The organism is Pseudonocardia sp. ICBG1142 (genome assembly GCF_020496255.1).
Lineage (GTDB): Bacteria > Actinomycetota > Actinomycetes > Mycobacteriales > Pseudonocardiaceae > Pseudonocardia.
Genome location: NZ_JAHLJC010000030.1, coordinates 130,162 through 151,308 on the forward strand (window position 1 = coordinate 130,162; position 21,147 = coordinate 151,308).

The 21,147-nt window shown below is 75.0% G+C and carries 23 protein-coding genes; 11 read left to right on the plus strand and 12 right to left on the minus strand.

Features of this window, described 5'->3' with window-relative positions:
* Positions 1–24 precede the first annotated feature (24 nt).
* Positions 25–1,218: a hypothetical protein gene (locus KPL59_RS14640; protein ID WP_226361123.1), complete on the minus strand. Its 1,194-nt coding sequence runs from the start codon at positions 1,216–1,218 to the stop codon at positions 25–27.
* Between the two features lie 183 nt (positions 1,219–1,401).
* On the opposite strand from KPL59_RS14640, the gene KPL59_RS14645 reads away from it, so the two are divergent.
* The gene (locus KPL59_RS14645) at positions 1,402–2,682 is read left to right on the plus strand and encodes an amidohydrolase (protein WP_374111629.1); all 1,281 of its coding nucleotides are present in this window, start codon (positions 1,402–1,404) and stop codon (positions 2,680–2,682) included.
* 9 nt (positions 2,683–2,691) lie between these two features.
* Here KPL59_RS14645 and KPL59_RS14650 read toward each other — a convergent pair whose 3' ends face one another.
* Both KPL59_RS14650 and KPL59_RS14655 read right to left on the minus strand, forming a co-directional pair.
* Positions 2,692–3,591 (minus strand): serine hydrolase, encoded by a 900-nt coding sequence (locus tag KPL59_RS14650; protein ID WP_226350776.1) that lies wholly within the window; start codon positions 3,589–3,591, stop codon positions 2,692–2,694.
* Positions 3,588–4,457, minus strand: a complete 870-nt coding sequence (locus KPL59_RS14655; RefSeq protein ID WP_308187889.1) for a LysR family transcriptional regulator — start codon at positions 4,455–4,457, stop codon at positions 3,588–3,590. Before KPL59_RS14655 ends, KPL59_RS14650 begins: the two co-directional genes overlap by 4 nt.
* A gap of 84 nt (positions 4,458–4,541) precedes the next feature.
* Here KPL59_RS14655 and bla point away from each other — a divergent pair, with 84 nt between their 5' ends.
* Positions 4,542–5,453 (plus strand): class A beta-lactamase, encoded by a 912-nt coding sequence (gene bla / locus KPL59_RS14665; protein ID WP_226350775.1) that lies wholly within the window; start codon positions 4,542–4,544, stop codon positions 5,451–5,453.
* A gap of 66 nt (positions 5,454–5,519) precedes the next feature.
* On the opposite strand, the gene KPL59_RS14670 is transcribed toward bla, so the two are convergent.
* On the minus strand, positions 5,520–6,326 hold the full coding sequence (locus KPL59_RS14670) for an SGNH/GDSL hydrolase family protein (RefSeq protein WP_020624910.1): 807 nt from the start codon (positions 6,324–6,326) through the stop codon (positions 5,520–5,522).
* A gap of 349 nt (positions 6,327–6,675) precedes the next feature.
* Between KPL59_RS14670 and KPL59_RS14675 the strand changes: the two genes are divergently transcribed.
* Positions 6,676–6,963, plus strand: a complete 288-nt coding sequence (locus KPL59_RS14675) for a DUF1540 domain-containing protein (protein WP_043279421.1) — start codon at positions 6,676–6,678, stop codon at positions 6,961–6,963.
* Here KPL59_RS14675 and KPL59_RS14680 read toward each other — a convergent pair.
* Together KPL59_RS14680 and KPL59_RS14685 are read right to left on the minus strand one after the other, a co-directional pair.
* Positions 6,948–7,364, minus strand: coding sequence for a hypothetical protein (locus tag KPL59_RS14680; protein WP_226361124.1), 417 nt, complete (start codon positions 7,362–7,364; stop codon positions 6,948–6,950). The two genes, KPL59_RS14675 and KPL59_RS14680, sit on opposite strands and share 16 nt — an antisense overlap.
* Before the next feature lie 49 nt (positions 7,365–7,413).
* Entirely contained in the window at positions 7,414–8,952 is a 1,539-nt protein-coding gene (locus tag KPL59_RS14685) for a long-chain-fatty-acid--CoA ligase (RefSeq protein ID WP_226350773.1), read from the minus strand.
* A 59-nt stretch (positions 8,953–9,011) separates the two neighbouring features.
* Here KPL59_RS14685 and KPL59_RS14690 point away from each other — a divergent pair, with 59 nt between their 5' ends.
* Together KPL59_RS14690 and KPL59_RS14695 are read left to right on the plus strand one after the other, a co-directional pair.
* The gene (locus tag KPL59_RS14690; RefSeq protein WP_170917028.1) at positions 9,012–9,740 is read left to right on the plus strand and encodes a GntR family transcriptional regulator; all 729 of its coding nucleotides are present in this window, start codon (positions 9,012–9,014) and stop codon (positions 9,738–9,740) included.
* A complete protein-coding gene (locus tag KPL59_RS14695; RefSeq protein ID WP_075308564.1) occupies positions 9,740–10,885 on the plus strand; it encodes an acyl-CoA dehydrogenase family protein in 1,146 nt (381 codons plus the stop codon). Before KPL59_RS14690 ends, KPL59_RS14695 begins: the two co-directional genes overlap by 1 nt.
* A gap of 3 nt (positions 10,886–10,888) precedes the next feature.
* On the opposite strand, the gene KPL59_RS14700 is transcribed toward KPL59_RS14695, so the two are convergent.
* Entirely contained in the window at positions 10,889–12,283 is a 1,395-nt protein-coding gene (locus KPL59_RS14700) for a glycosyltransferase family 2 protein (protein WP_226361125.1), read from the minus strand.
* 136 nt (positions 12,284–12,419) lie between these two features.
* A complete protein-coding gene (locus KPL59_RS14705; protein WP_226359026.1) occupies positions 12,420–12,797 on the minus strand; it encodes a helix-turn-helix domain-containing protein in 378 nt (125 codons plus the stop codon).
* A gap of 95 nt (positions 12,798–12,892) precedes the next feature.
* On the opposite strand from KPL59_RS14705, the gene KPL59_RS14710 reads away from it, so the two are divergent.
* Both KPL59_RS14710 and KPL59_RS14715 read left to right on the plus strand, forming a co-directional pair.
* The gene (locus KPL59_RS14710; protein WP_226361126.1) at positions 12,893–13,720 is read left to right on the plus strand and encodes an NmrA family NAD(P)-binding protein; all 828 of its coding nucleotides are present in this window, start codon (positions 12,893–12,895) and stop codon (positions 13,718–13,720) included.
* A gap of 74 nt (positions 13,721–13,794) precedes the next feature.
* Positions 13,795–14,151 carry a tetratricopeptide repeat protein gene (locus tag KPL59_RS14715; RefSeq protein ID WP_020624570.1) on the plus strand — a complete coding sequence of 119 codons (357 nt, stop codon included), beginning with the start codon at positions 13,795–13,797 and terminating at the stop codon, positions 14,149–14,151.
* Here the strand turns inward: KPL59_RS14715 and KPL59_RS14720 are convergent.
* From KPL59_RS14720 to KPL59_RS36920, 3 genes are read right to left on the minus strand one after another with little or no spacing between them, the layout of a single operon-like run.
* Positions 14,138–14,998, minus strand: coding sequence for an HTTM domain-containing protein (locus tag KPL59_RS14720; protein ID WP_226361127.1), 861 nt, complete (start codon positions 14,996–14,998; stop codon positions 14,138–14,140). The genes KPL59_RS14715 and KPL59_RS14720 overlap by 14 nt on opposite strands.
* Positions 14,992–15,321, minus strand: coding sequence for a hypothetical protein (locus tag KPL59_RS14725; RefSeq protein WP_075308592.1), 330 nt, complete (start codon positions 15,319–15,321; stop codon positions 14,992–14,994). Before KPL59_RS14725 ends, KPL59_RS14720 begins: the two co-directional genes overlap by 7 nt.
* A gap of 39 nt (positions 15,322–15,360) precedes the next feature.
* Positions 15,361–16,119 (minus strand): glycoside hydrolase family 16 protein, encoded by a 759-nt coding sequence (locus tag KPL59_RS36920; RefSeq protein ID WP_226362083.1) that lies wholly within the window; start codon positions 16,117–16,119, stop codon positions 15,361–15,363.
* A 739-nt stretch (positions 16,120–16,858) separates the two neighbouring features.
* Between KPL59_RS36920 and KPL59_RS36925 the strand changes: the two genes are divergently transcribed.
* Complete coding sequence (locus KPL59_RS36925) at positions 16,859–17,224, plus strand: hypothetical protein (RefSeq protein ID WP_226362140.1); 366 nt, start codon at positions 16,859–16,861, stop codon at positions 17,222–17,224.
* 491 nt (positions 17,225–17,715) lie between these two features.
* The gene (locus KPL59_RS14745) at positions 17,716–18,909 is read left to right on the plus strand and encodes a class I SAM-dependent methyltransferase (RefSeq protein WP_226361128.1); all 1,194 of its coding nucleotides are present in this window, start codon (positions 17,716–17,718) and stop codon (positions 18,907–18,909) included.
* Here KPL59_RS14745 and KPL59_RS14750 read toward each other — a convergent pair whose 3' ends face one another.
* Positions 18,910–19,344, minus strand: a complete 435-nt coding sequence (locus KPL59_RS14750) for a VOC family protein (RefSeq protein WP_020625876.1) — start codon at positions 19,342–19,344, stop codon at positions 18,910–18,912.
* A 195-nt stretch (positions 19,345–19,539) separates the two neighbouring features.
* Here KPL59_RS14750 and KPL59_RS14755 point away from each other — a divergent pair, with 195 nt between their 5' ends.
* Both KPL59_RS14755 and KPL59_RS14760 read left to right on the plus strand, forming a co-directional pair.
* Positions 19,540–20,553 (plus strand): NAD(P)-dependent alcohol dehydrogenase, encoded by a 1,014-nt coding sequence (locus KPL59_RS14755; protein ID WP_226361129.1) that lies wholly within the window; start codon positions 19,540–19,542, stop codon positions 20,551–20,553.
* The gene (locus KPL59_RS14760; RefSeq protein WP_226361130.1) at positions 20,550–21,107 is read left to right on the plus strand and encodes a hypothetical protein; all 558 of its coding nucleotides are present in this window, start codon (positions 20,550–20,552) and stop codon (positions 21,105–21,107) included. The genes KPL59_RS14755 and KPL59_RS14760 overlap by 4 nt, the downstream gene beginning before the upstream one ends.
* Positions 21,108–21,147 lie beyond the last annotated feature (40 nt).

Here is a 21,147-nt window from a genome sequence, read left to right on the forward strand (position 1 = left end):
GTCGGCGCGTCGGAGGGCGCGCCGTCAGTGCCGCTTCCCGCGGAGTGCGGGATGCAACCGGCCGACGGTACCGAGCGCGCTGTACCAGGCGAGCTGGGTGGCCCCGCTGTGCGCGGCGTCGCCGCGACGGGGCTCGGCGAGCAGCCGGGCGCGGTTCATCCCGGAGATCGCCGGATGGAACACCGAGTTCCCGACGCCGCGGGTCAGCACCAGGTCGGGCAGTCCCTCCACCGACGCGCGGTACTCCGCGGGCACGCCGCGCAGGCTCCAGCAGTCCGACCACGACGGCGGCTCGCCCGGGTAGTCGAGGACGAACTCCAGGTCGAGGACCTTCAGCCCGGCGCGCTCGTCCCACACCAGGTTGTGCGGGGACAGGTCGAGCACGAAACGGCCACGCTCGTGCAGGTCGCGGCAGAACCGCAGCAGCGTCCGCACGACCTCCGGGCGCAGCTGGGCGAGCTCACCCGGCAGCCGGCGCACGACGTGCCGGCCGGTGTCGCCGTAGAACGGGGTGAGCAGCCAGTTCTCCCCGCGCTCGAGCAGCTCCGGGACCTCCGGGAGGTCACCGAGCTCGAGGCGGGCACGCAGCTCGCGCTCGAACGCCTCGTGCGCCCCGGGCCGGAACACCTTGCACACCGACGGCCCGTGCACCGGGTGGCGGACCAGAGCGACGCGGGCGCGGAACCCGGGCGAGGTGCCGCCGAGCATCCGCACGACCGGGAAGGGCATCGCGCACCGGCGGCCGAGATCGGCGACCGGGCCGGCGATGCGGTGCAGGATCCCCGGGTCCCCGAGCGCGTCGAGCAGGGCGAGGGCGTGCTCCGGCGACGACGATGCCTGCACCGGCAGGTAGTGCTCGCGCGGCGGGACGCGGCGCAGCACCCGCTTCTCGGTGTAGTCGAGGACGGCGGCGACCCGGTCCTGGGTGGCCCGCACCCCGGAGGTGCCGACCGGGGCGACCACGTCGCAGGCGACCACGAGCGCGTACGGCGCGCCGGCCGGGACCGGCCGGGCGGGCGGTGCGGGCACCTGGCCCCGGACCCGGGTGACCTGCTGGTCGTCGAGGACGACGACGTCGAGGATCTCCAGCCCACGGGCCACGCCCGCGACGGCCTCGTCGAGCAGCGGAGCGGCCGCGGAGCGGACCACGAACACGGCCAGGCCGCGCCACCGGTCACCGGTGTCCGGACCGGTCGGACGGACCTGTTCCAGGGTCATCGAGGCGCTCCAGCCGGTTGCGTCATGGGCTAATCCTAGGGCGAACTTGAACAAACCGTTAACCCGACCGGTCATCCGGTTGTCCCCGGGATGGCGGTTTCACCACATCGGGTGAGGGTGTCGCCATCACTCCACTGCGCCGCCCGTGTCGCTCGAACGGGTTCCGGACTACGTTCGCCGGGTGTGAGCGACAGTCACCCCGGCGCCGGCCTCGACGACCTCGACGACGACCTCGCCAACCTCGACGACCTCGCCGACCTGTACCGCGACCTCCACCGCCATCCCGAGCTCTCCTTCGCCGAGACCCGCACCGCGGGGATCGCCGCGGAACGGCTGCGCCGGTACGGCTACGAGGTGACCGAGGGCGTGGGGCGGACCGGCGTCGTCGGCGTGCTGCGCAACGGCGACGGCCCCACCGCGCTGCTGCGCGCCGACATGGACGCACTGCCCGTCGCCGAGGACACCGGCCTCGACTACGCCAGCACCGTCCGGGCCGTCGGCCGCGACGGCGAGGAGACCGCCGTCGCGCACGCCTGCGGGCACGACATGCACGTGACCTGCCTGGTCGGTGCCGCCGCCGAGCTCGCCGCGGCCCGCGACACCTGGCGGGGCACGCTGCTCGTGGTGTTCCAACCCGCCGAGGAGTTCGGCGCCGGGGCCGACGCGATGCTCGACGACGGCCTCTACGACCGGTTCGGCACCCCCGACGTCGTGCTCGGCCAGCACGTCGCGCCGCTGCCCGCCGGGCTCCTCGCCGTCGCCGCCGGGCCGGCCTTCGCGGGCAGCGACAGCCTGCGGATCACCCTGCACGGCGTGGGCGGGCACGGGGCTCGCCCGGAGACCACCGTCGACCCGGTGCTGCTCGCCGCCGCGACGACGCTGCGGCTGCACACCGTCGTGCCGCGCGAGATCGCCGCGACCGAGACCGCGGTGCTCAGCGTCGGGATGCTGCGGGCGGGCACCAAGGAGAACGTCATCCCCGACTCCGCCGAGCTGGGGCTGACCGTGCGCTCGTACACCCCGTCGGTGCGCGGGCGGGTGCTCGCCGGGATCGAGCGGACCGTGCGCGGCGAGGCCGCGGCCTCCGGGGCACCGAGGGACCCCGAGGTCCGGCTGCTGGAGTCGTTCCCGCCGGTGGTCAACGACGCCGACGCGGCGGAACGCACCCGGGCCGCGCTGGCCACGGTCACCCCGCTCCCGGTCGTCGACCCGGGGCCGGTGACCGGGAGCGAGGACGTCGGGCGGTTCGCCGTCGCCGCCGGGGTCCCGTGCGTGTTCTGGCTGCTCGGCGGGGCCGACCCGGGCGCGTTCGAGGGTGCGGCCGGCGTCGCGGAGATCCGGGAACGGAGCGCGTCGCTGCCGTCGAACCACTCCCCCCGCTACGCGCCGGTGATCGAGCCGACGTTGTCGGTCGGGGTCGCGGCGCTGGTCGCGGCGGCGCGGGAGTGGCTGCCGGCGGGCTGAGGCGGCGGCTCAGAGCGCGGGGGCCCGCAGCGCGTGCACCGCGACCCGGGCGGCGGCGCCGATCGCGGCGTCCGCGCGCGGCACGGTGGTGTCGCTGCGGGCGGAGTGGGTGAACACGGCGACGGCGACCGGGTGCTCGCCCGGGTAGGTCACGACCCCGACGTCGTTGCGCACCGCGCCGACCGTGCCCGTCTTGCCCGCCACCTGCGTCGGTGCGGGGAATCCGGCACGCAGCCGGTGCGGCCAGATCTGGGCCCCGAGCAGCCGGCGGGCGAACGCCGTCGACGCCTCCGACGCGAGCTCGCCCCGCCACAGCAGCGCGAGCAGCGCGGTGACGTCCGCGGCGGTGGTCGCCGACCCGTAGACCGGGCTGAGCGCGCGGACCTCGACCGGGACGTCGTTGTCGGCGAGCACCCCGAAGGCCGCGGCGACGTCGTCGGTACCGGTGTCGGCGAGCAGGTCGGCGAACACGTCGTCGGTGCCGCCGCGAATGCGGGTCCCGGACAGGCCCAGCTCGGCGGGCAGCGCGGCGACCCGGTCCCGGCCGACCCGGCTGTGCACGACGTCGGCCGCGGCGTTGTCCGAGGCCGTCACCATCGACGTGACCAGGTCCCGCCAGCTCATCGTCACCGGGTCGACGAGCGCGGAGATGCCGGTGAGCCCTGGCGTGCGCGGCACCGGGACGACGACAGGCTCCCGCGGGTCGACCGTGCCCGCGTCGACCTCCCGGCAGTAGGCGACCAGCACGAACAGCTTGTAGACCGACGCCATCACGACAGGGGCGTGGGCGCCGGCGTCGACGTCGCGGTCGGAGTGGTGCGGGCCGTCCCCGGAGACCGGGCGGGCGTGCAGCCAGCCGCGCACCCCGGCGTCGCGGAACACCGCGCGGACCTCGTCGGCGGGGCTCACCCGGGCTCCCGCAGTGCCGCGACGAGCGCGTCGACGACGCCCTCCGGTGTCCCGGTGCGGTGCACCACCCGGACCCGGAACGGCACCGGCTCCCCCGCCGCCGATCGGCGGGCGACGCCCTCGGCGCCCAGGCCGGGATCGGGGGTGAGCGCGAACGCGGCACCCGTCGCGACCAGCGCGAGTGCCTCCGACGGCGACGCGGACCCGGCCGCGGTGACCGGGCAGCCACGGATGTCGAGGGTGTCGAGCAGCAGGTCGTGGGCGGCCGGGGCGTGCGCCCGCGGCGTGGTCGCGAGCTCCAGGCCGCGCAGCGTCCGCAGCACGACCGGCCCGGGCCCCGCCGCGGCCGGGTGTCCGGCGGGCAGCAACAACGTGGTCGGCAACGCCACGACCGGACCGGCGCGCGCGGACTCCAGCACCGCCGGGTGCGCGACGACGGCGACGTCGAGCGTCCCGTCCGACACCGCGTCGACCAGGGCCACCGTGGTGGCGACGGTGGGCGCGACCCGCAGCCCGGTCACCGCCGCCGCGCGGGCAGCCAGCCGTGCGGTCGCGGCCGGGCCGAGGTCGGCGACGGCCCCGAGCCGCAGCACCCGGGCGGCCTCGGCGTGTCGGACGGCGGCCAGGACGAGCGCATCGGCGTCCTCCAGCAGCGCACGGGCGCGGGGCAGCAGGTCGCGCCCGGCCGCCGTCGGCGCGACGCCACCGGGTCCGCGGTCGAACAGCACCACCCCGAGTCGGGTCTCGAGCCGGCGCAGTCCCTGCGACAGCGGCGGCTGCGCCATGCCGAGCCGGGCGGCCGCGCGGCCGAAGTGCCGTTCCTCGGCGACGGCGACGAAGAAGCTCAGGTGCCGTAGCAGGTCCACCGGCCTCGCCTCATATCGAACGGGTATCACACGCGCAGCTCGATCGTATTCGCGCTATCGCCGCGGATCGACCACGGTGCGCCCATGACGATCTCCCGTCGCTCCCTGCTCCTCGCCGGCGCAGCACTCGGCGGCACCGCGCTGACCGGTTGTGCACCGCCCGCACCCGCTCCTCCCGCAGCCGCTCCGCCGGCCCCGGACACCGGGACCGCGCCGATCCCCGCGATTGCCGACGTCGAGCGCACCTACGCCCGCACGATCGGGGTGCACGTGCTCGACACCGGCACCGGCCGAAGCGCCGGGCACCGCGGCGGCGACCGCTTCCTGATGTGCTCGGTGACCAAGGCGCTCATGGCCGGATTCACGCTGCACCGCTCGCTGTCCGACCCCGGCCTGCTCGACCGCCCGGTCCGCTACGGACGCGCGGACCTGCTGGAGTACGCGCCCGTCACCACCCGGAACCTCGCGACCGGGATGACGGTGGCCCAGCTGTGCGAGGCCGCCATCACCGTCTCGGACAACACCGCCCACAACCTGCTGCTGCGCGAGGTCGGCTCCCCCGCCGAGCTGACCGCCTGGCTCCGCACCACCGGCGACACGGTCACCCGCTCCGACCGCGCGGAGACCGCGCTGAACGACCGCGACGGCGAGCGCGACACCTCGACCCCGGCCGCGCTGGCGTCCACGCTGCGCACCCTCGTCCTCGGCGACGCGCTCCCGGCCCCACAGCGCGACCGACTGGCCGGCTGGCTGCGCGCGAACACCACCGGCGACCGGCAGATCCGCGCGGCGGTCCCGGCGGGCTGGGGCGTGGGCGACAAGACCGGCTCCGGACCGCGCGGGGAGCGCAACGACTCCGGGGTGCTCTACCCGCCGGACGGCGCACCGCTGGTCCTGACGGTGTTCACCGTCCCGGCCGACCCGGCCGACGAGCAGCGCGGGGAGGCCGCCGTCGCCGCCGCGGCCCGCGCCGCCGTCGCCGCGCTGCGCGGCTGATCCGACGGCGCACCCGACCCGACCGGACACCGAGGTCCGGCCGGGGGGCGGGAGCGGGGGCGCCGGTCAGATCCGGGCGAGCACCGCCCGCAGGATCGCGACCTGGCCGATCGGGCTGGGGTGCAGGCCGTCGTCCTCCCAGAAGTCGGGCCGCACCGGCATCCCGGACAGGTCGACCGCATCCGGGTCGACCTCCAGGACCGTCGCGACGAGCTCGGGGACGTCGGCCGGGTCCCACCACTCGCCGGTGAGCTCGCGGGTGGCGGCCACCCGACGGGGGTCGACCGGCGGCGGGACGACGAACCGCACCCGGGCGCCGCTCTCGGTCTCCAGCAGCAGGCGCAGCGCCCGCAGGTTCCGTGCCGTCTCGCTGATCGACACCATCCGGATCCCGGTGGTCGTGCCCTCCCGGCGGATGTCGTTCGTGCCCAGCATGACCAGCACCCGGGTCGGCACCCGGGAGACCAGGACCGGGCCGAGCGCGAGCGCCTCGGAGCTGGTCCGGCCGGACAGCGCGAGCACCTCGACCGTCGTCTCCGGTTCGACCATCGGGACCAGCTCGGCGAGCAGCCGTGCCCAGCTCAGCCGGTCGGCGGACAGCGAGTCGCCGACGACCACGACCCGCTCTCCCGGACGCAGCCCCATCCGGTGCAGCCCGTCGGCGACCGGCGGCTCGTTCCGCAGTGCCCGCGCCGCGGACCGGACCCGTGCGGCGAGCCCGGCACGAACCCCGGCGACGGCCGACGGGTCCAGGCCCGCGGTCGTCGCGAGCAGCCGGTCGATCGACTCCTCCTGCACCCCGAGCGCCGCGAACGCCGGCCAGGCGGTCAGGTCGGCGAACCGGATCAGCCGGCCCATCAGGTCCTCGTCCACGTCGCCTCCCTCTCCGGGCCCGCTCCACCGGGTCCGGAGACAGGATCATCGCCCACCCCCACCGGTCCGCCGCGCACGGCTCCGGGACCGCCGGCGCGGGGGCCCGTGCGACGGACGGCGGACGGCGGACGCGACGGGTGACCGAGAGGTGCCGTCACCGGCCCGCCACCTCCGCGCCCACTGCGGATCACCCATCCGACGGGCGCGCAATGTGATTCACACCACTCATCTGAGAGGTGTGCCGCAACAGACGCCCAGGTCGGGGGTGCAAGTGAGGCGGCCCGCACCGCCGGTCAGGCGAGCCTCTGTTGCCTGGCGCGCGTCACGCGACCCCGACAACCTGAGCGCCATGACCACGGCTCAGGACATGCCCCAGGTTCAGCAGTGCGCCGCCACCAGCTGCTCCTACAACTCCGACTCCAGCTGCGGTGCGGGGGCGATCACGATCTCCGGTGAGCACGCCCACTGCGGCACCTTCGTCGAGATCTCGTTCCGCGGCGGCAGCGGCAACGGTCTCGTCGGTGCCTGTCACCGCTCGGACTGTCGGTTCAACGAGAAGCTCGAGTGCACCGCGTCGTCGGTGAACATCGGCGCGGGCGCCGACGCCGCCGACTGCCTCACCTACGAGGCCAAGTAGGCCAGCTCCTCCATCCGGACCTCGCCGCGCTCGTCGACGCGCAACGCGCCGTCGGCGACGGCGAGGGCCGCGACGGGGTCGATGTCGTCGACGAGGACGGCGACCCCGTCCGCGGCGACCGCCCGCAGTGCGAAGAGCACCGTGCTGCGGTCGTGCGCGTCGAGGCCGTCGGTCAGGCGGTCGGCGAGGACCATCGCGGTCGGACCCCGCCGGACCGCCTCCACCGACGCCAGCCGGTCGGCCGCCGACTCGGTCGCCCGCGCGCCGAGCCTGCACACCACGGCATCGTGCCCGTCCGCGCACCGACCACTCGCGTCGTCGAGCCGGTTCATCGTGCGGCGACGCTGCACCGACGGTCCGAGCAGCACCGTGATGCTGCCGGTCGGCAGACGCAGAGACATGGAAGCCCTCCCTCACCGGCACTGAGGCGAGGCTAACCGATGATCTCGGTCAGGTGAAGGCCTTGCGGTAGGTCTCGCGCAGCTCGCGCTTGAGGATCTTGCCGCTGGGGTTGCGCGGCAACGCCTCCACGACGTCGACCGAGCGGGGCCGCTTGAAGCCCGCGATCCGTGGGCGCAACCACTCGATGAGCGCCTGCGGATCGACCGTCGTCCCCGGCCGCGGCACGACGACGGCCTTCACCGCCTCGCCCCAGCGCTCGTCGGGCACCCCGATCACCGCGACGTCGGCGACGTCGGGATGCTCGGACAGCACGTTCTCCACCTCGATCGGGTACACGTTCTCCGCGCCGGTGACGATCATGTCCTTGATCCGGTCGGTGAGGAACAGGTACCCCTCGGCGTCGAGGTAGCCACCGTCGCCGGTGCGCAGCGTGGCGTCGTCGCCGAGTGCGGCCGCGGTGTCCTCGGGCCGGTTCCAGTAGCCGGCAGTGACCTGGTCGGAGCGGATCCGCACCTCCCCCACCTCGCCCGGGCCCAGTACGCGACCGGTCGCCGGGTCGACGATCGTCAGCTCGACCCACGGGTAGGGCCGCCCGGCCGAGCGCATGAGGTGTGCCCGCGGGCCGTCCGGGTCGTGGTCGGCCGGATCGAGCTGGGTGATCGCACCGGTGGTCTCGGTCGCACCGTAGACCTGGAACAGCGGCGCCCGGAAGGTCTCGACGACCGCACGCAACGCGCCGACCGTGATCGGCGAGGCGCCGTAGGCGATCGACCGCAGCGCCGACCAGTCCCGGTCGGCGGCACCGGGCACCGCGGACAGCATCTGCAGCACGGCGGGGACGAGGAAGGCGTTCGTGACACGCTCGTCGGTCATCGTGTCGAGCAGCGGGCCGGGGACGATGTCGGCGACCAGCACACAACGCGCGCCGGCCGCCAGGCACACCAGCGCGTAGCCGACCCCGCCGATGTGGAACAGCGGCATCGCGACCAGCGCCGACGACGTGTGGTCGATCGACCAGTGCCCGGCGGCGAGTAGCAGCGCGCTGAACTGCCGGTGCGCGAGCAGCACCCCCTTGGGCAGGCCGGTGGTGCCGGACGTGTAGAGCTGCAGCACCGTGTCGTCCGGGCCGGATCCGGCAGGCGGCGACGACGGCAGGACGGTGGTCGCGGCATCGCGCCAGGCCGCGTGGTCCTCCCCCACGACGACGACCGGCCGCTCTCCGAACGCCGCGCGCAGCCCGGCGAAGTCCGGGCCGAGCACCACCAGCCCGGCGCGGGCGTCGTCGACCAGTGCCAGCAGGTCGGCCTCGGTGAGCCGGGTGTTGAGCGGGACCGACACGGCGCCGATCCGCGGGGCGGCGAAGAGCAGCTCCAGGAACTCCGGCCGGTTCTTCCCGATCCACACGACGCGGTCCCCCGCACCGAGACCGAGGTCGCGCAGTGCCGCCGCGGTCCGCCCGGCCCGCTGCTCCAGCTCGCCGTAGGTCGTGGCGACGCCGTCGACCGACAGCGCGACGAGGTCCGCGCGGGCCGGATCGGCCAGGATGTCGGTGAGCCGGAAGTCCTCGGCAGAGCTCTGACCTGGCACGTCGTTCTCCCTCGGTCGTCGGTGACGCAGGTTCGACAGAATCGTATATGATAGTTGGCGTGTCGACGGCCGACTCCGTGCTCGACCTCTCACCGGGTCGCACCCCCCAGCTGCCCGACCGGATCGCGCTCGTCCTGCGGGACCGCATCCTGTCCGGCGAGCTCCGGCCGGGCACCTTCCTGCGGATGGACCGGATCGCCGCCGACCTCGGCGTCAGCCACACCCCGGTCCGCGAGGCGCTCCAGTCGCTGCGCGCCGAGGACATGGTCCACGCGGTGCCGCGGCGCGGGTTCGTCGTCGCCGAGCTGACCCGCGACGACGTCGCGGATTTGTTCGAGGTGCAGGCCGACCTGACCGGGACGCTGGCCGCGCGTGCCGCGCAGCGGCTGTCCCCCGCCGATCTCGCACCGCTGCGCGAGCTCGCCGACCGGATCGCCCGGCTGTGCGAACACACCCCCGAGACCCACGACCCGGCCGAGCTGGACCCGCTCGTGTCCGCCGAGCACCGGCTGCACGCCGAGATCAACCGGTCGGCGGGGTCGCGCAAGCTCGCCTGGCTGGTGGGGCGCTCGTCGCACTACCTGCCGGCGCACTTCTACACCGGTTCGCCCGCCTGGCGGACCGGCGCGGTCGACGCGCACGTCGTCCTGCTGGACGCACTGGGCGCCGCCGACCCGGACGCGGCACGGGCTGCGATGCGCCGCCACGTCCTCGACGGCCGCGACCTGTTGCTCGCACACCTGGACCGCACCGGAATGTGGACCCACCACGACGAAGGAGTCATCTGATGCCCGTCACCCTGACCGAGGAGCAGGCCGCCCTGGCCACCGCGATCGGCGAGTTCTGCCGCCGCGAGGTCGGCTCCAAGGAGCGCCGCGACGAGCTGACCGACGGCGGCCGGCACGCCCACTCCGACGAGCTGTACCGGAAGATGGCCGAGCTGGGCTGGGTCGGCATCGCGGCCCCGGAGGCCTACGGCGGCGCGGGCCAGGGCATGCGCGAGCTGCTCGTGTTCCTGGAGGAGACCGCCTACGGCCAGGCCCCCATCGCCGGCTTCGGCACGACCGCCATCACCGCGGCCGCGATCGAGAAGTTCGGCACCGAGGACCAGAAGCAGGAGCTGCTCGGCGGGATGTGCCGGGGCAACGTCCTGGCGATCTCGATGTCCGAGCCCGAGGCCGGCTCCGACGTCGGCGGCCTGAAGTGCAAGGCGACCAAGACCGAGACCGGCTGGCGGATCGACGGGCAGAAGACCTGGTGCTCCAACGCGCACATCGCGTCGCACATCCTGCTGGTCGCCCGCACCTCCACCGAGGGCGGCAAGCACGACGGCCTCACCATGTTCGTCGTTCCCGCCGACGCCGCGGGGCTGACCGTGCGCGGTATCGAGACGATGGGCGGCAAGGAGGTCAACGACCTCTACTTCGACGCCTGTGAGCTGCCCGCCGACGCCGTCGTCGGCACCGAGGGGCAGGGCTGGCGCCAGCTCATGGCCGGCCTGAACCTGGAGCGGATGATGCTCGCCGGGCTGATGCTCGGGCTCGCCCGCCGCGCCTTCGACGACACCGTCGCCTACGTCAAGGAGCGCAAGCAGTTCGGCCGTCCGGTCGGCACCTTCCAGGCCCTGCGCCACCGCATCGCCGACAACGCCACCGAGCTGGAGGCGACCCGGCTCCTGGTGCACGACACCGCGCGGGTGATCGACGAGGCCCCGGCCGGAGCGCTGTTCCCGCGCGAGGCGTCGATGGCCAAGCTCAAGGCCACCGAACTCGCCAAGCACCTGTCCCTGGAGGGGATGCAGATGCTCGGCGGCTACGGCTACGCCACCGAGTACGGCATGGAGCGGCTGCTGCGCCAGAGCGTGGTCTCGACGGTGTACGGCGGGACCAGCGAGATCCAACGCGACATCATCGGCAAGTCCTACGGGCTGTAGGCCTCAGGCCGCGGAGTTCCGGGCGAGCTCTGCGGCCCCGCGGTCGTCGTCCGCCTCGGCCTGCTGGTCGGGGCGCGGGGCGGGGACGGCCGTCGGGTCGACGTGGGCGGCGTGGGCGGCCGCCTCGGCGCGGACCCGCGCGGCCTCGGCGGCACGGCGGATGTGCGCCGGGACGAGCGCGGACCGCTCGGGCAGCCGCATCGGCGGCACCGCGCCACCGTTGCGGCGCACCTCACGGGACCGCTGCAGGTAGGCCCAGCCGCCACGGGCGAGCCGGCTACCCCGCTCGACCAACCCGCTGTCGGGCATGGCGTCGCCGGCGCCGGCCTCGCGGTCGGAGATGTGGCGCAGCCGGGCGACCGCGGCCGGGAGCCGGCGCAGCGCGACCGACCGGCCCTGCGGGGACAGCGCCACCTTGGCCAGGAAACTGCCCAGCCCGATCGCGTAGCCCTCGAGCTGGGCGGTCAGCGCCGCCTGGTCGGGGCGGTGGTGGTGCCACAGGTAGGCGCCGGGTGCGTAGCCCAGGACGTGGCCGGCGAGGATCATGCGGACGAGGAACTCGCAGTCCTCGCCGCCGTGGGTGGGGGTGCCGGGGCCCATGGCCTCGTCGAAGCCGCCGACGGCGCGGGCGGCGCTGGCGCGGACGGCGAGGTTGGCGCCGATGCCGAACAGGCCGGGGGCGAAGGGGAAGATCGGGGAGTCCGCGGGGGGTTCGGCGAGGGTGAACCGGCGCGGGGTGAAGCCCTTGTTCCAGGCCAGGGCGACGTCGGCGGCGCGTTCCTCGGGGCTGGCGAGGCGGGCGGCCAGGACGGGGCCGGAGACGCAGGCGAGTTCGGGATCGGCGGCGAAGGCGCCGGCGATGCGGGAGGCCCAGGCGGGGTCGACCTCGGTGTCGTCGTCGGTGAAGGCGACGATCTCGGTGCGCGCCTCGGCCAGACCCCGGTTGCGCCCGATGGACGCGCCGCGACGCGGTTCGCGGACGTAGCGGACCCGGTCGGAGCCAGCGGCACGCACGACCAGCTCGGTCCGCTCGTCGTCCGGGTCGTTGTCGACGACGACGACCGACAGCGCCGGGTGATCGGAGGCGAGGACCGCGCGCAGGCAGCGGGCCAGCGACTCGGGACGGTTGCGCGTCGCGACGACCACGGTGACCGGGTCGGTCGCGGACGGCGCGGGGGCGACGGTGTCGGCCGCGGGCAGCCCGCCCACGGCGAGCGCGAGCTCCGCGGCCGTCGCCCGGCCGCCGCTCAGCGGCACCGTGACCTGGCCCTGCGGGGTGCCACCGACGGTGACCAGCAGCCGTGCCGCGGCGAACCGCGGATCGACCTCGAGGTCGCGGGCCGGGGCGAGCCGGTCGAGCTCACCCACCCAGGTCGGTACGTCGGGAGTCGTCGCCATGAGCCCTATCCTGCTCACCGTCGCTGTGACGACGCTGAGACCGACCTGTGGGGACCACGGAGTGTGGGACGCACCACCCCCCGGACAGGGCCCGCCCGGTGCCTCAGACCCGCCACGAGCGCCGGGGCGGCGGGGCCTAGGCGCGCTCGCGCGCCGCCAGCACCTCGGGGATCCGGTCCTCGATCCAGCCGACGAGCCCCGCGAGGTGTCCGGTCACGCCGCGGCCGAGCTCGGTCAGGCCGTAGCTGACCTGCGGCGGGGTGGTCGGCGCGACCTCGCGGTGCACGAACCCGTCGTTCTCCAGGGTGCGCAGGGTCTGCGCCAGCATCTTCTCGCTGATCCCACCGACGGCGCGGCGGAGCGCGGAGAACCGGTGGTCCTCGCGGGACAGGACGACGAGGACGAGCACCGCCCACTTCGACGTCACGTGGTCGAGGACGGACCGCGACGGGCAGCTGCTGTCGAACGCGTCACCCGAGAACAGACCCGTGCGCCGTTCCACCTGCGTGCTCACCGTGCACCCACCTACTTACCCCTAGGTACGTACTTACCGATCGAAAGCTTATCGGGCAGTGTGGCCACCGTCCACGACGAGATGGGGAGACAGCAATGATCATCGTGACCGGAGCGAGCGGGAAGCTGGGCGGCGCGGCCGTGCGGGCGCTGCTGGAGACCGTGCCGGCGGAGCAGGTGGGCGTGCTCGCCCGGTCCGCGGAGAAGGTCGCCGACCTGGCGGCGGCCGGGGTCCGGGTGCATGTCGGCGACTACGAGGACCCGGCCTCGCTGAAGGCGGCGTTCGCCGGTGCCGACGGTCTGCTCTTCGTGTCCGGCTCCGACGTGACCCCCGGGGTGCGCGAGCGCCAGCACGGCAACGTGGTCCGGGCCGCGGCCGAGGCCGGCGTCGGGCACGTCGTCTACACCAGCGCCGTCGGGGCCGACCGGCCCGACGCGCCCGGCTTCCTCGCCGACCACACCGTGACCGAGGGCCTGCTGCGCGACTCCGGACTTCCGGTGACGCCGCTGCGCAACACCTTCTACTCCGACTCCTTCGTCAACCCGGCCGTGGTCCGGGCAGCGGTCGAGGCCGGGGAGACGATCGCCGCGGACGGCGGCCGGGCGCTGAACACGGCCACGATCGCGGACCTGGCGCGGGCGGCCGCCGTCGTCGTGGCGGGTGGGCCGGGCGAGCACGCCGGGCGCGCCTACGAACTGCGCGGTCCGCTGTGGACCTACGACGAGCTGGCCGCGACCATCGCCGCGGAGTCCGGGCGGCCGGTGACCCACCGCCGGATCCCGCTCGACGAGGCAGGTGACCTGGCGTTCCTGGGCGGACTCATCTCGTCGGGGCTGTTCGCCGAGCCGTCGGACGACCTGGCGGCGCTGCTCGGCCGTCCGGCGACCGGGATGCCCGAGCTGGTCCGAGCCGCCCTGGCCTGAGCCGGGAACAGAACGACCGGCGCCGCGGTTGTGGTTGACGTATCAACCGAACGGGCCGGAAGGAGGCCGCACCGATGAGGATCGACGCGCTGTCCTGGATGACCGGGACGGAAGCAGGGCCTGCCGACCGGTGGGAGCACGCCGGGTACCTGTTCGACTCCGGCGACCCCGCGGGGGCCGCGACGGTGCTCGCCGAGCTCGTCGCCGAGCAGCCCGAGGCCACCGCGGTCCGGCTGCTGCTGGCCCGCGCGTACTACCACTCCGCGCAGCTCGGTCGGGCCGAGACCGAGCTCCGCGAGCTGGTGGAGCGCGAGCCCGCCGACGGTTACGCCCACCTGCTCCTGGGGCGCACCCTGCAGCGCCGTTCGCGTCACGACGAGGCCGCTCCGCACCTGCGGCTGGCCGAGGCGATGGGCGTCAGCGCCGGGTGACCGTGCTCGGCAGCGCCGGTTCCGACCGGCGCTGCCGGGGCACCACGACCGGGCCGGTGAGCCCGTCGACGACCGGGGCACGGTCGACGAACAGCAGGTAGCCGCCGCAGGTGAGGGTGGCGAACAGCCCGAGCTCGACCGCGGCGTGCACCCCGTCGGACAGCATCACGATCATGCCGAGGTGCAGCCCGAGCCCGGCGACGACGGCGACCGGCCGCAGCCTCGACGACCACAGGCCGAACGCCACGAACAGCTCGGTGAGCACCGCACCGAAGGCCATCGGCACCAGGAACAGCGGGGTCAGGATCGCCGCCGGGACCAGCACCGAGTCCCACGCCCAGGACGCCAGCCCGTTGCCGGACAGGAAGTCCGGGCGGATCTTCGAGAGCGCGGCGTAGACGTAGACGATCGTGATCTGCGCCCGCAGCACCAGCACCGGCGCCGCCCACACCCGGCCGGTCCCCTGGTCACGCCACGAGCGGACCGACCAGGCCGCGTCGGAGTCGGTGAACGACAGCAGCACAGCCACGGTGAACAGCAGGTAGGTGTGGTTGGAGTAGTAGCCCGCGCCCCAGACGAAGCCCGCGGTGCACGACGCGACCACCAGGGCCGCCACCCGCGCGTTCCACCCGACGACGAGGGCCAGCGCCGCCAGCCCCATCACCGCGCCGAGTGCGAGCCAGACCGGTGCGGGCAGCACCGGGCCGACCCCGAAGAGCGGCCCGGCCCGGGTCCCGAGCAGCGGGCTCACGCCGAGCTCCAGCGCCTTCGCCCCGGCGACGAGCCCGACCAGGATGCGGTACCCGGCCAGCGGCCGTGCCGGAAGCGTGTCGGGGATCCTCAGCACGACTGCTCCCGCTCCGGACGGCCGTCCCAGGTCCGGGACACCGCGGTGAGGTCGGGGTTCGCCGCGCACAGCAGGTCCGGGACCGTGGATCCGTAGTGGACGGTCCGCTGCGGCCACGGCAGCGCCGCCGTGTCGAGACTCCGGAGGGCGCCGTCGGCGGTCCGTCCGGAGTAGGCGTACTCCGTCGAGGAGGCGACGAACATGCTCCACGAGTAGCGGCGCGGCGGGTCGGTGGTGAGCAGACCGACCGCGGGGATCACGGCCTCCACGACCACGACGCCCGCGAGCAGCCATCCCGCGGTCCTGCGCGTGAGTAGCGACACATCCGTCCCATCGCGCAACGGCGTCCTGGCGTTAGCCGGTCACTTCGGGTCGAGGGAGTAGATCCGGACCCAGTCCACCTCGTAGGTCGCCGGCTGCATGTTGCCGCCGAAGAAGTTGTCGAGCTGGATCGTCAGGTGCCCGCTCGGCATGGCCTGGATGTTCCTGCGGCCGGACCGGGCGCCGTCGGAGAAGGAGAACCACTCCTTGCCGTCGATGAAGCCCTTCACGTGGTCGGGCGTCCATTCGATCGCGACGTTGTGCCACTCACTCAGCGGTGCGCCGCAGTTCCTCTCCTTGGCGTGCTCCTGCTGGACCGCGCCGCGGCCGTGCGGGTAGTGGATGAACGCCTCGGCGCACCGCTCGCCGGGGGCACCGTTCTCCAGGAAGTCGTACTCGCCGTCCTGGGGCCAGCGGTCCGACTGCGGCCAGATGATCAGCAGCGGGTGGTACTGCCTGCCGTTGTCCGGGCCGGTGCCCTCGGAGCGGACGCGTGCCTCCCAGCGGCCGTACTGCTGGTTGAACTTCGACGAGATCCAGGCCGAGTCGCCGTTGCGGAGCCCGGTCTGGACGAGCTTGCCGTCCTTCACGGTGGACCGGCTGGCGCAGCGGCCGCCGTTACCGGCGTGACCGGGCCAGCACTCGCCGGCCTGGTTCCACTTCGCCGGGTCGGGCGGTCCGGTGTAGTCGAACTCGTCCGACGCCGGCAGCGGCGCGCCCCAGCCGTAGCGCTCGGCCGCACTGGTGGCGCCGGGGCGGGGCCTGCTCTGGTCGGCCGGTCGGGCCGAAGGGTCGGTCACGGCGGGTTCCTCCGTGGGGGCAGCCGGGTCTCCCGGCGAAGCGGGCTTGTCGACCGGCGGGGTGGCCGGCTCCGTGGACGGAGTCTCCGCCGGGTCGGGGGCGGGCTGCTCGGCCGGGTCGGGGGCGGGCTGCTCGGCCGGGGCCGTGGGGGTGTCACCCGGGGCCGGGGCGGGCGGGGTCGGAGCCGGCGGGGTCGGAGCCGGCGGGGTCGCCGGCTTCTCCGCCGGAGCAGGTGTGTCGGCCGGAGCGGGCTTCTCCGCCGGTGCAGGTGTGTCGGCCGGAGTGGGCTTCTCCGCAGGTGCAGGTGTGTCGATCGGGGCCGGCTTCTCCGCTGGTGCAGGCTTCTCCGCCGGTGCAGGCTTCTCCGCCGGGGCCGGCTTCTCCGCCGGGGCCGGCTTCTCCGCCGGAGCAGCGGCCGGCGGACCCGCAGGCCGGGGGGCCGGAGCCGGCGCCCCAGCCGGAGCGGGCTTCTCCGCCGGAGCAGGCTTGGCCGGCGGAGCAGCAGCCGGCGGAGCAGCGGGCCGCGGGGCCGGAGCCGCAGCCGGAGCGGGCTTGGCCGCCGGAGCCGGAGCCGCGGCCGGAGCGACGGGCTTCCCGGCCGGCGCCGCGGGAGCGGTGGGGGCGGTCCCGGCTGCCGGGACGGGCTTCGCCACGGGGGCCACCGCTGCGGCGGCCGGATCCCGTGGAGCGGACGCGGTCCCCGGCACGGTCGGAGCCTTGGCGGGAGGAGCCGGAGCGGTGGCTCCGTCCGCGGCCTTCCCGGAGGGCGCGGACGGAGCGCCCAGGGTGGCCCGCGTGGGCGGCACGGAGGCGGCAGGCGCGGAACCGACGGCCGAGCCCGCGGGTGCGGCCGAGCTCGTCGTGTCCTCGGCGCCCCGCACGAGGGTCTCGCTCGCCGTCGTCCCGGCGCCTGCGGCCCAGGACGACGATCGCAGAGCGGAGTCGACCGGACTCCCCGAGCTCCCCGACGGGCTGGACATCGGTTCGGCGAGCACGCCGGGCGCCGCGGGCAGCGCCGGTTGCGGGGCGACGCCGGACACGACGGGTGCGCTCGCCGCGGGCAGAGGCGCGCCGTCGGTGATCAGGAGCACCCCTCCGGTGTAGAAGACGGCACTCACCGTCACCACCGCCGCAGCACTCATCACTGTGCGTCGCGCCAGTCCACGCCTCATTGGCCCCGTTCCCGTCCCATCGGTGTCCGCCTTGTCCGATATCGAGGAAACTAGAAGCACACAGTGCACAACAGCCACACCCGCCACTCTTATGAGGGACGAACTCACCCTCACGGCGGTCACCCGAATCCATCCGGTGCTCCGATTGCGCTGTGACACAAAGGAACGCGGGAATAATCGGGATCAGTGGGACGACGGGGATGAGCCCGCTGCTCCGTTCGGGCGGTCGCCACGGATCGCCGCTGGTCAGGGCCGGGCGGGCGACGTCTCCGGTGCGCGCCCCCGGACCAGCACCGCGACCGGCGACGGCGCCCCGGTCACGGCGGACGCCGGCCCGTCGCTCCAGCCCGCCGCAGGTGCTCCGGCCACCAGCGGTGGCCGCCGGCCGGAGCGGTGCCTCCGGTACCAGTGGACACTGGGGCCGTGATCGACGATCCGATCGCCCGGCTGGAGCGGCTCGCCGGGCCGGAGGGCACCGCGCTGCTGGACCGGCTCGCCGTCGCCGACCGGGGCGGCGACGCCGCGCTGCGACTGGGTACCGCGTTGCGCCGCGAGCACGACGCCGAGCTGGTCGCCGACGCGATGGCCCAGGCCGACCTGCGCGACCGGGCGGCCCGCAAGTTCGCACGGGCACGGCAGATGTGGTTCACCCGTGACGGGCTCGAGCAGGCGTCGTCGGAGGTGATCGCACGGCACCGCGCCGCGCGGTTCGCCGGCCGCACGGTGCTCGACCTGTGTTGCGGGATCGGCGGGGACCTGGTGTCGCTCGTCGCCGCGGGGCACGACGTCACCGGCGTCGACCTCGACCCGGTGCACCTGTGGATGGCGGCCCGCAACGCCGCCGTACACGGCGGGCGGGCCCGCACGGTGCGCTCCGACGTCCGCGATGTCGACCTGTCCGGCGCCGACGGTGTCTTCGTCGACCCCGCCCGGCGCACCGGCGGCGGCCGGATGCGCACCGGGGAGTCCGAGCCGCCGCTGGAGTGGTGCGTCGGGCTGACCGGCCGGGTCGGTGCGGTGGGGGTCAAGGCGGCCCCGGGCATCGACCACGACACCGTCCCGGCCGGCTGGGAGATCGAGTTCCTCGCGGTCGGGCGCGAGCTGAAGGAGGCATGCGCCTGGTCGCCGGCGCTGGCCGGGGCCCGCACGCGCGCCACCGTCGTTCACGACGACAGGGTGCACCAGCTCTCCGGCGAGCCCGACCCGCCGGACGGGGACACCGGGATCGCGGTCGGCGAGCCGGGCGGGTGGCTGCTGGACCCGAACCCGGCCGTCACCCGCGCCGGGCTGGTGTCGGCGCTCGCGCGGGCCACCTCGACGTCGCGGATCGACCCGCGGATCGCGTTCCTGACCGGCGACGACGAGCCCCCGCCCACCCCGTTCGCCCGCCCGCTGCGGGTGCTCGACTCCCGCCCGTGGGACCAGAAGCGGCTGCCGCGTCTGCTCCGCGACCTGGACGTCGGGGCGGTCGACGTGCGCCGCCGCGGCCTGGCCGGTGACGTCGAGGCGCTCGCCCGCAGGCTGCGCGGCCGCGGGTCGCGGCACGCAACCGTGGTGATGACCCGGGTCGAGGACCGGCCGTGGGGCCTGGTCTGCGTGGAGCCGGGCAGCGCCTGATCAGCCGCGCCCGGGGAAGTGGATGAACTCCAGCGTGATGCCGTCCGGGTCGCGGAACTCCAGGGTGGCGTAGTCGGTCGGGTCGGTCCGGTCGACGACGCCGCCGTGCGGCACCGTGAGCGCGTCCAGCCAGGCGGCCCAGTCGTCGAGGGTGGCCCGGTCCGCGACGCCGAACGCCAGGTGGTCCAGGGCCCCGCGGACCGGACTGCCGTCGCCGTCGGCGTGCAGCTCGATCATCACCCCGGTGACCGCGTCGAGCAGCAGGGCCGCCTTCTCCGGGTCGCCACCGCCCGCACCGTGGTGCGGGAAGGTCATCGGCAGCCGTTGCAGCCCGAGGACGCGCTGGTACCACAGCGCACTGGACTCCACGTCGGTCACGACGGCCGACACGTGGTGGAAGCCGGTGACCGCCGGTCGTTCGATGGCCGAACCCATGCGTGTCCTTCTCCTCGCCGGCCACCCGCGGGATGACCGGGCCTGCTCCTCGTCGCGGTGCAGTACACCACCGGCGCCCGCCCGGGGTGCGGACGGCCGCCGTCCCATGATCGGCCGCACGGGTACCGGCACGTCCCGCCCGGTCGGTGTGTGTCGCGTTGCCCGCCCCCGGCCGGGCGTGGAACCGTCGGCCGCGTGACGACGATCGCCGAGGTCCCCGAGTCCATGCGGTGCAGCGTGCTGCGTGCCGCCGGAGAGCTGCAGGTCCAGCAGCGCCCGGTCCCCCGCCCCGGCCCGCGCGAGGTGCTGGTGCGGGTCGCCTCGGTCGGCACCTGCGGCTCGGACGTGCACTACTTCCGGCACGGCCGGATCGGGGAGTTCGTGCTGCGTGAGCCGATGGTGCTCGGGCACGAGCCGTCCGGGCGGATCGTCGGCGTCGGCGAGGGCGTCGACACCGGCCGGATCGGCGAGCGGGTCTCGCTGGAGCCGGGCGTGCCGTGCCGGCGCTGCCGCTACTGCCACACCGGCGCCTACAACCTGTGCCCGGACATGGTCTTCTTCGCGACCCCGCCGGTCGACGGCGCGTTCGCCGAGTACGTGACGGTCGCCGACGACTTCGCCCACCCCGTCCCCGAGCACGTCTCCGACGACGCCGCCGCGCTCCTCGAACCGCTCTCGGTCGCGCTGTGGGCGCACCACAAGGCGCGCACCGGGGCCGGGTCGCGGGTGCTCGTCGCCGGTGCCGGGCCGATCGGTCTGCTCGTCGCGCAGGTGGCCGCGGTGCTCGGGGCCGCGGAGGTCGTCGTCAGTGACCCGGACCCGGGGCGTGCCGCGCTGGCCCGCGACTTCGGGGCGACCGACGTCGTCGCCCCGGGTACCGACGTGTCCGGGGTGGACGCCTTCGTCGACTGCTCCGGGGTGCCGGCGGCGGTGCTGGGCGGGCTGCCCGCGGTCCGCCCCGGCGGCACCGCGGTGCTGGTCGGGATGGGCGCCGACGAGATGACGCTGCCGGTGTCGGCGCTGCAGTCCCGCGAGATCACCCTGACCGGCACCTTCCGCTACGCCAACACCTGGCCCACCGCGGTGCGCCTGGCCGCCACCGGCGCGGTGGAGCTGGACCGGTTGGTGACCGGGCACGTCGACCTCGACCACGTCGGCGACGCGCTGTCCCCCGACCCGTCGCAGGTCAAGGTGGTCGTACGTCCGTGAGGCTCGCCGCCGGTCCCGGGTGGACCGACGTCGTCGCCGGGCTCGTGGCCACCGCGCCCGCCGGCCCGGCCGGGAACCGGCTGGTCACCGTCGACGGCTTCTCCGGCGCCGGGAAGTCGACCCGGGCCCGGGAGCTGGCCGACCGGCTCGCCGCCCCGTTGCTCGAGATCGAGGACCTGTGCCCCGGCTGGGACGGCCTGGCCCGGGTCCCGGCGCTGGCCCGGCGCGGGATCGGGGACCCGCTGGCCGCCGGGACGACGCTGCGCTGGACGTCGTGGGACTGGGTGCACGACCGGCCGGGCCCGGAGCGCACGCTCGCACCGGCACCCGTCGTCGTACTGGAGGGGTGCGGGAGCGGCGCGGCCGAGCTCGCGCCGGTGACCGCGCTCGCGATCTGGGTGGACGCGCCCGCCGACGAGCGGGAGCGGCGACTGCGGGATCGGGCGGACTGGCCCGGCTACGCCCCGTTCCGCGACGGCTGGCGCCGCGCCGAGCAGGAGCTGGCCCGCACCGGGGGTGCTCCGGAGCGGGCCGACGTCGTCCTGCACGGGTGAACGCGGACGGGGCCCGGCACCACCCCCCACGAGGGTGCCG

Coding starts and splice junctions, on each gene's coding strand:
- KPL59_RS14695 (WP_075308564.1), top strand. CDS start 9,740: ATGCCCGTCACCCTGACCGAGGAGCAGGCCGCCCTGGCCACCGCGATC.
- KPL59_RS14680 (WP_226361124.1), bottom strand. CDS start 7,364: ATGTCTCTGCGTCTGCCGACCGGCAGCATCACGGTGCTGCTCGGACCG.
- KPL59_RS14750 (WP_020625876.1), bottom strand. CDS start 19,344: ATGGGTTCGGCCATCGAACGACCGGCGGTCACCGGCTTCCACCACGTG.
- KPL59_RS14640 (WP_226361123.1), bottom strand. CDS start 1,218: ATGACCCTGGAACAGGTCCGTCCGACCGGTCCGGACACCGGTGACCGG.
- KPL59_RS14715 (WP_020624570.1), top strand. CDS start 13,795: ATGAGGATCGACGCGCTGTCCTGGATGACCGGGACGGAAGCAGGGCCT.
- bla (WP_226350775.1), top strand. CDS start 4,542: ATGACGATCTCCCGTCGCTCCCTGCTCCTCGCCGGCGCAGCACTCGGC.
- KPL59_RS14700 (WP_226361125.1), bottom strand. CDS start 12,283: ATGGCGACGACTCCCGACGTACCGACCTGGGTGGGTGAGCTCGACCGG.
- KPL59_RS14710 (WP_226361126.1), top strand. CDS start 12,893: ATGATCATCGTGACCGGAGCGAGCGGGAAGCTGGGCGGCGCGGCCGTG.
- KPL59_RS14675 (WP_043279421.1), top strand. CDS start 6,676: ATGACCACGGCTCAGGACATGCCCCAGGTTCAGCAGTGCGCCGCCACC.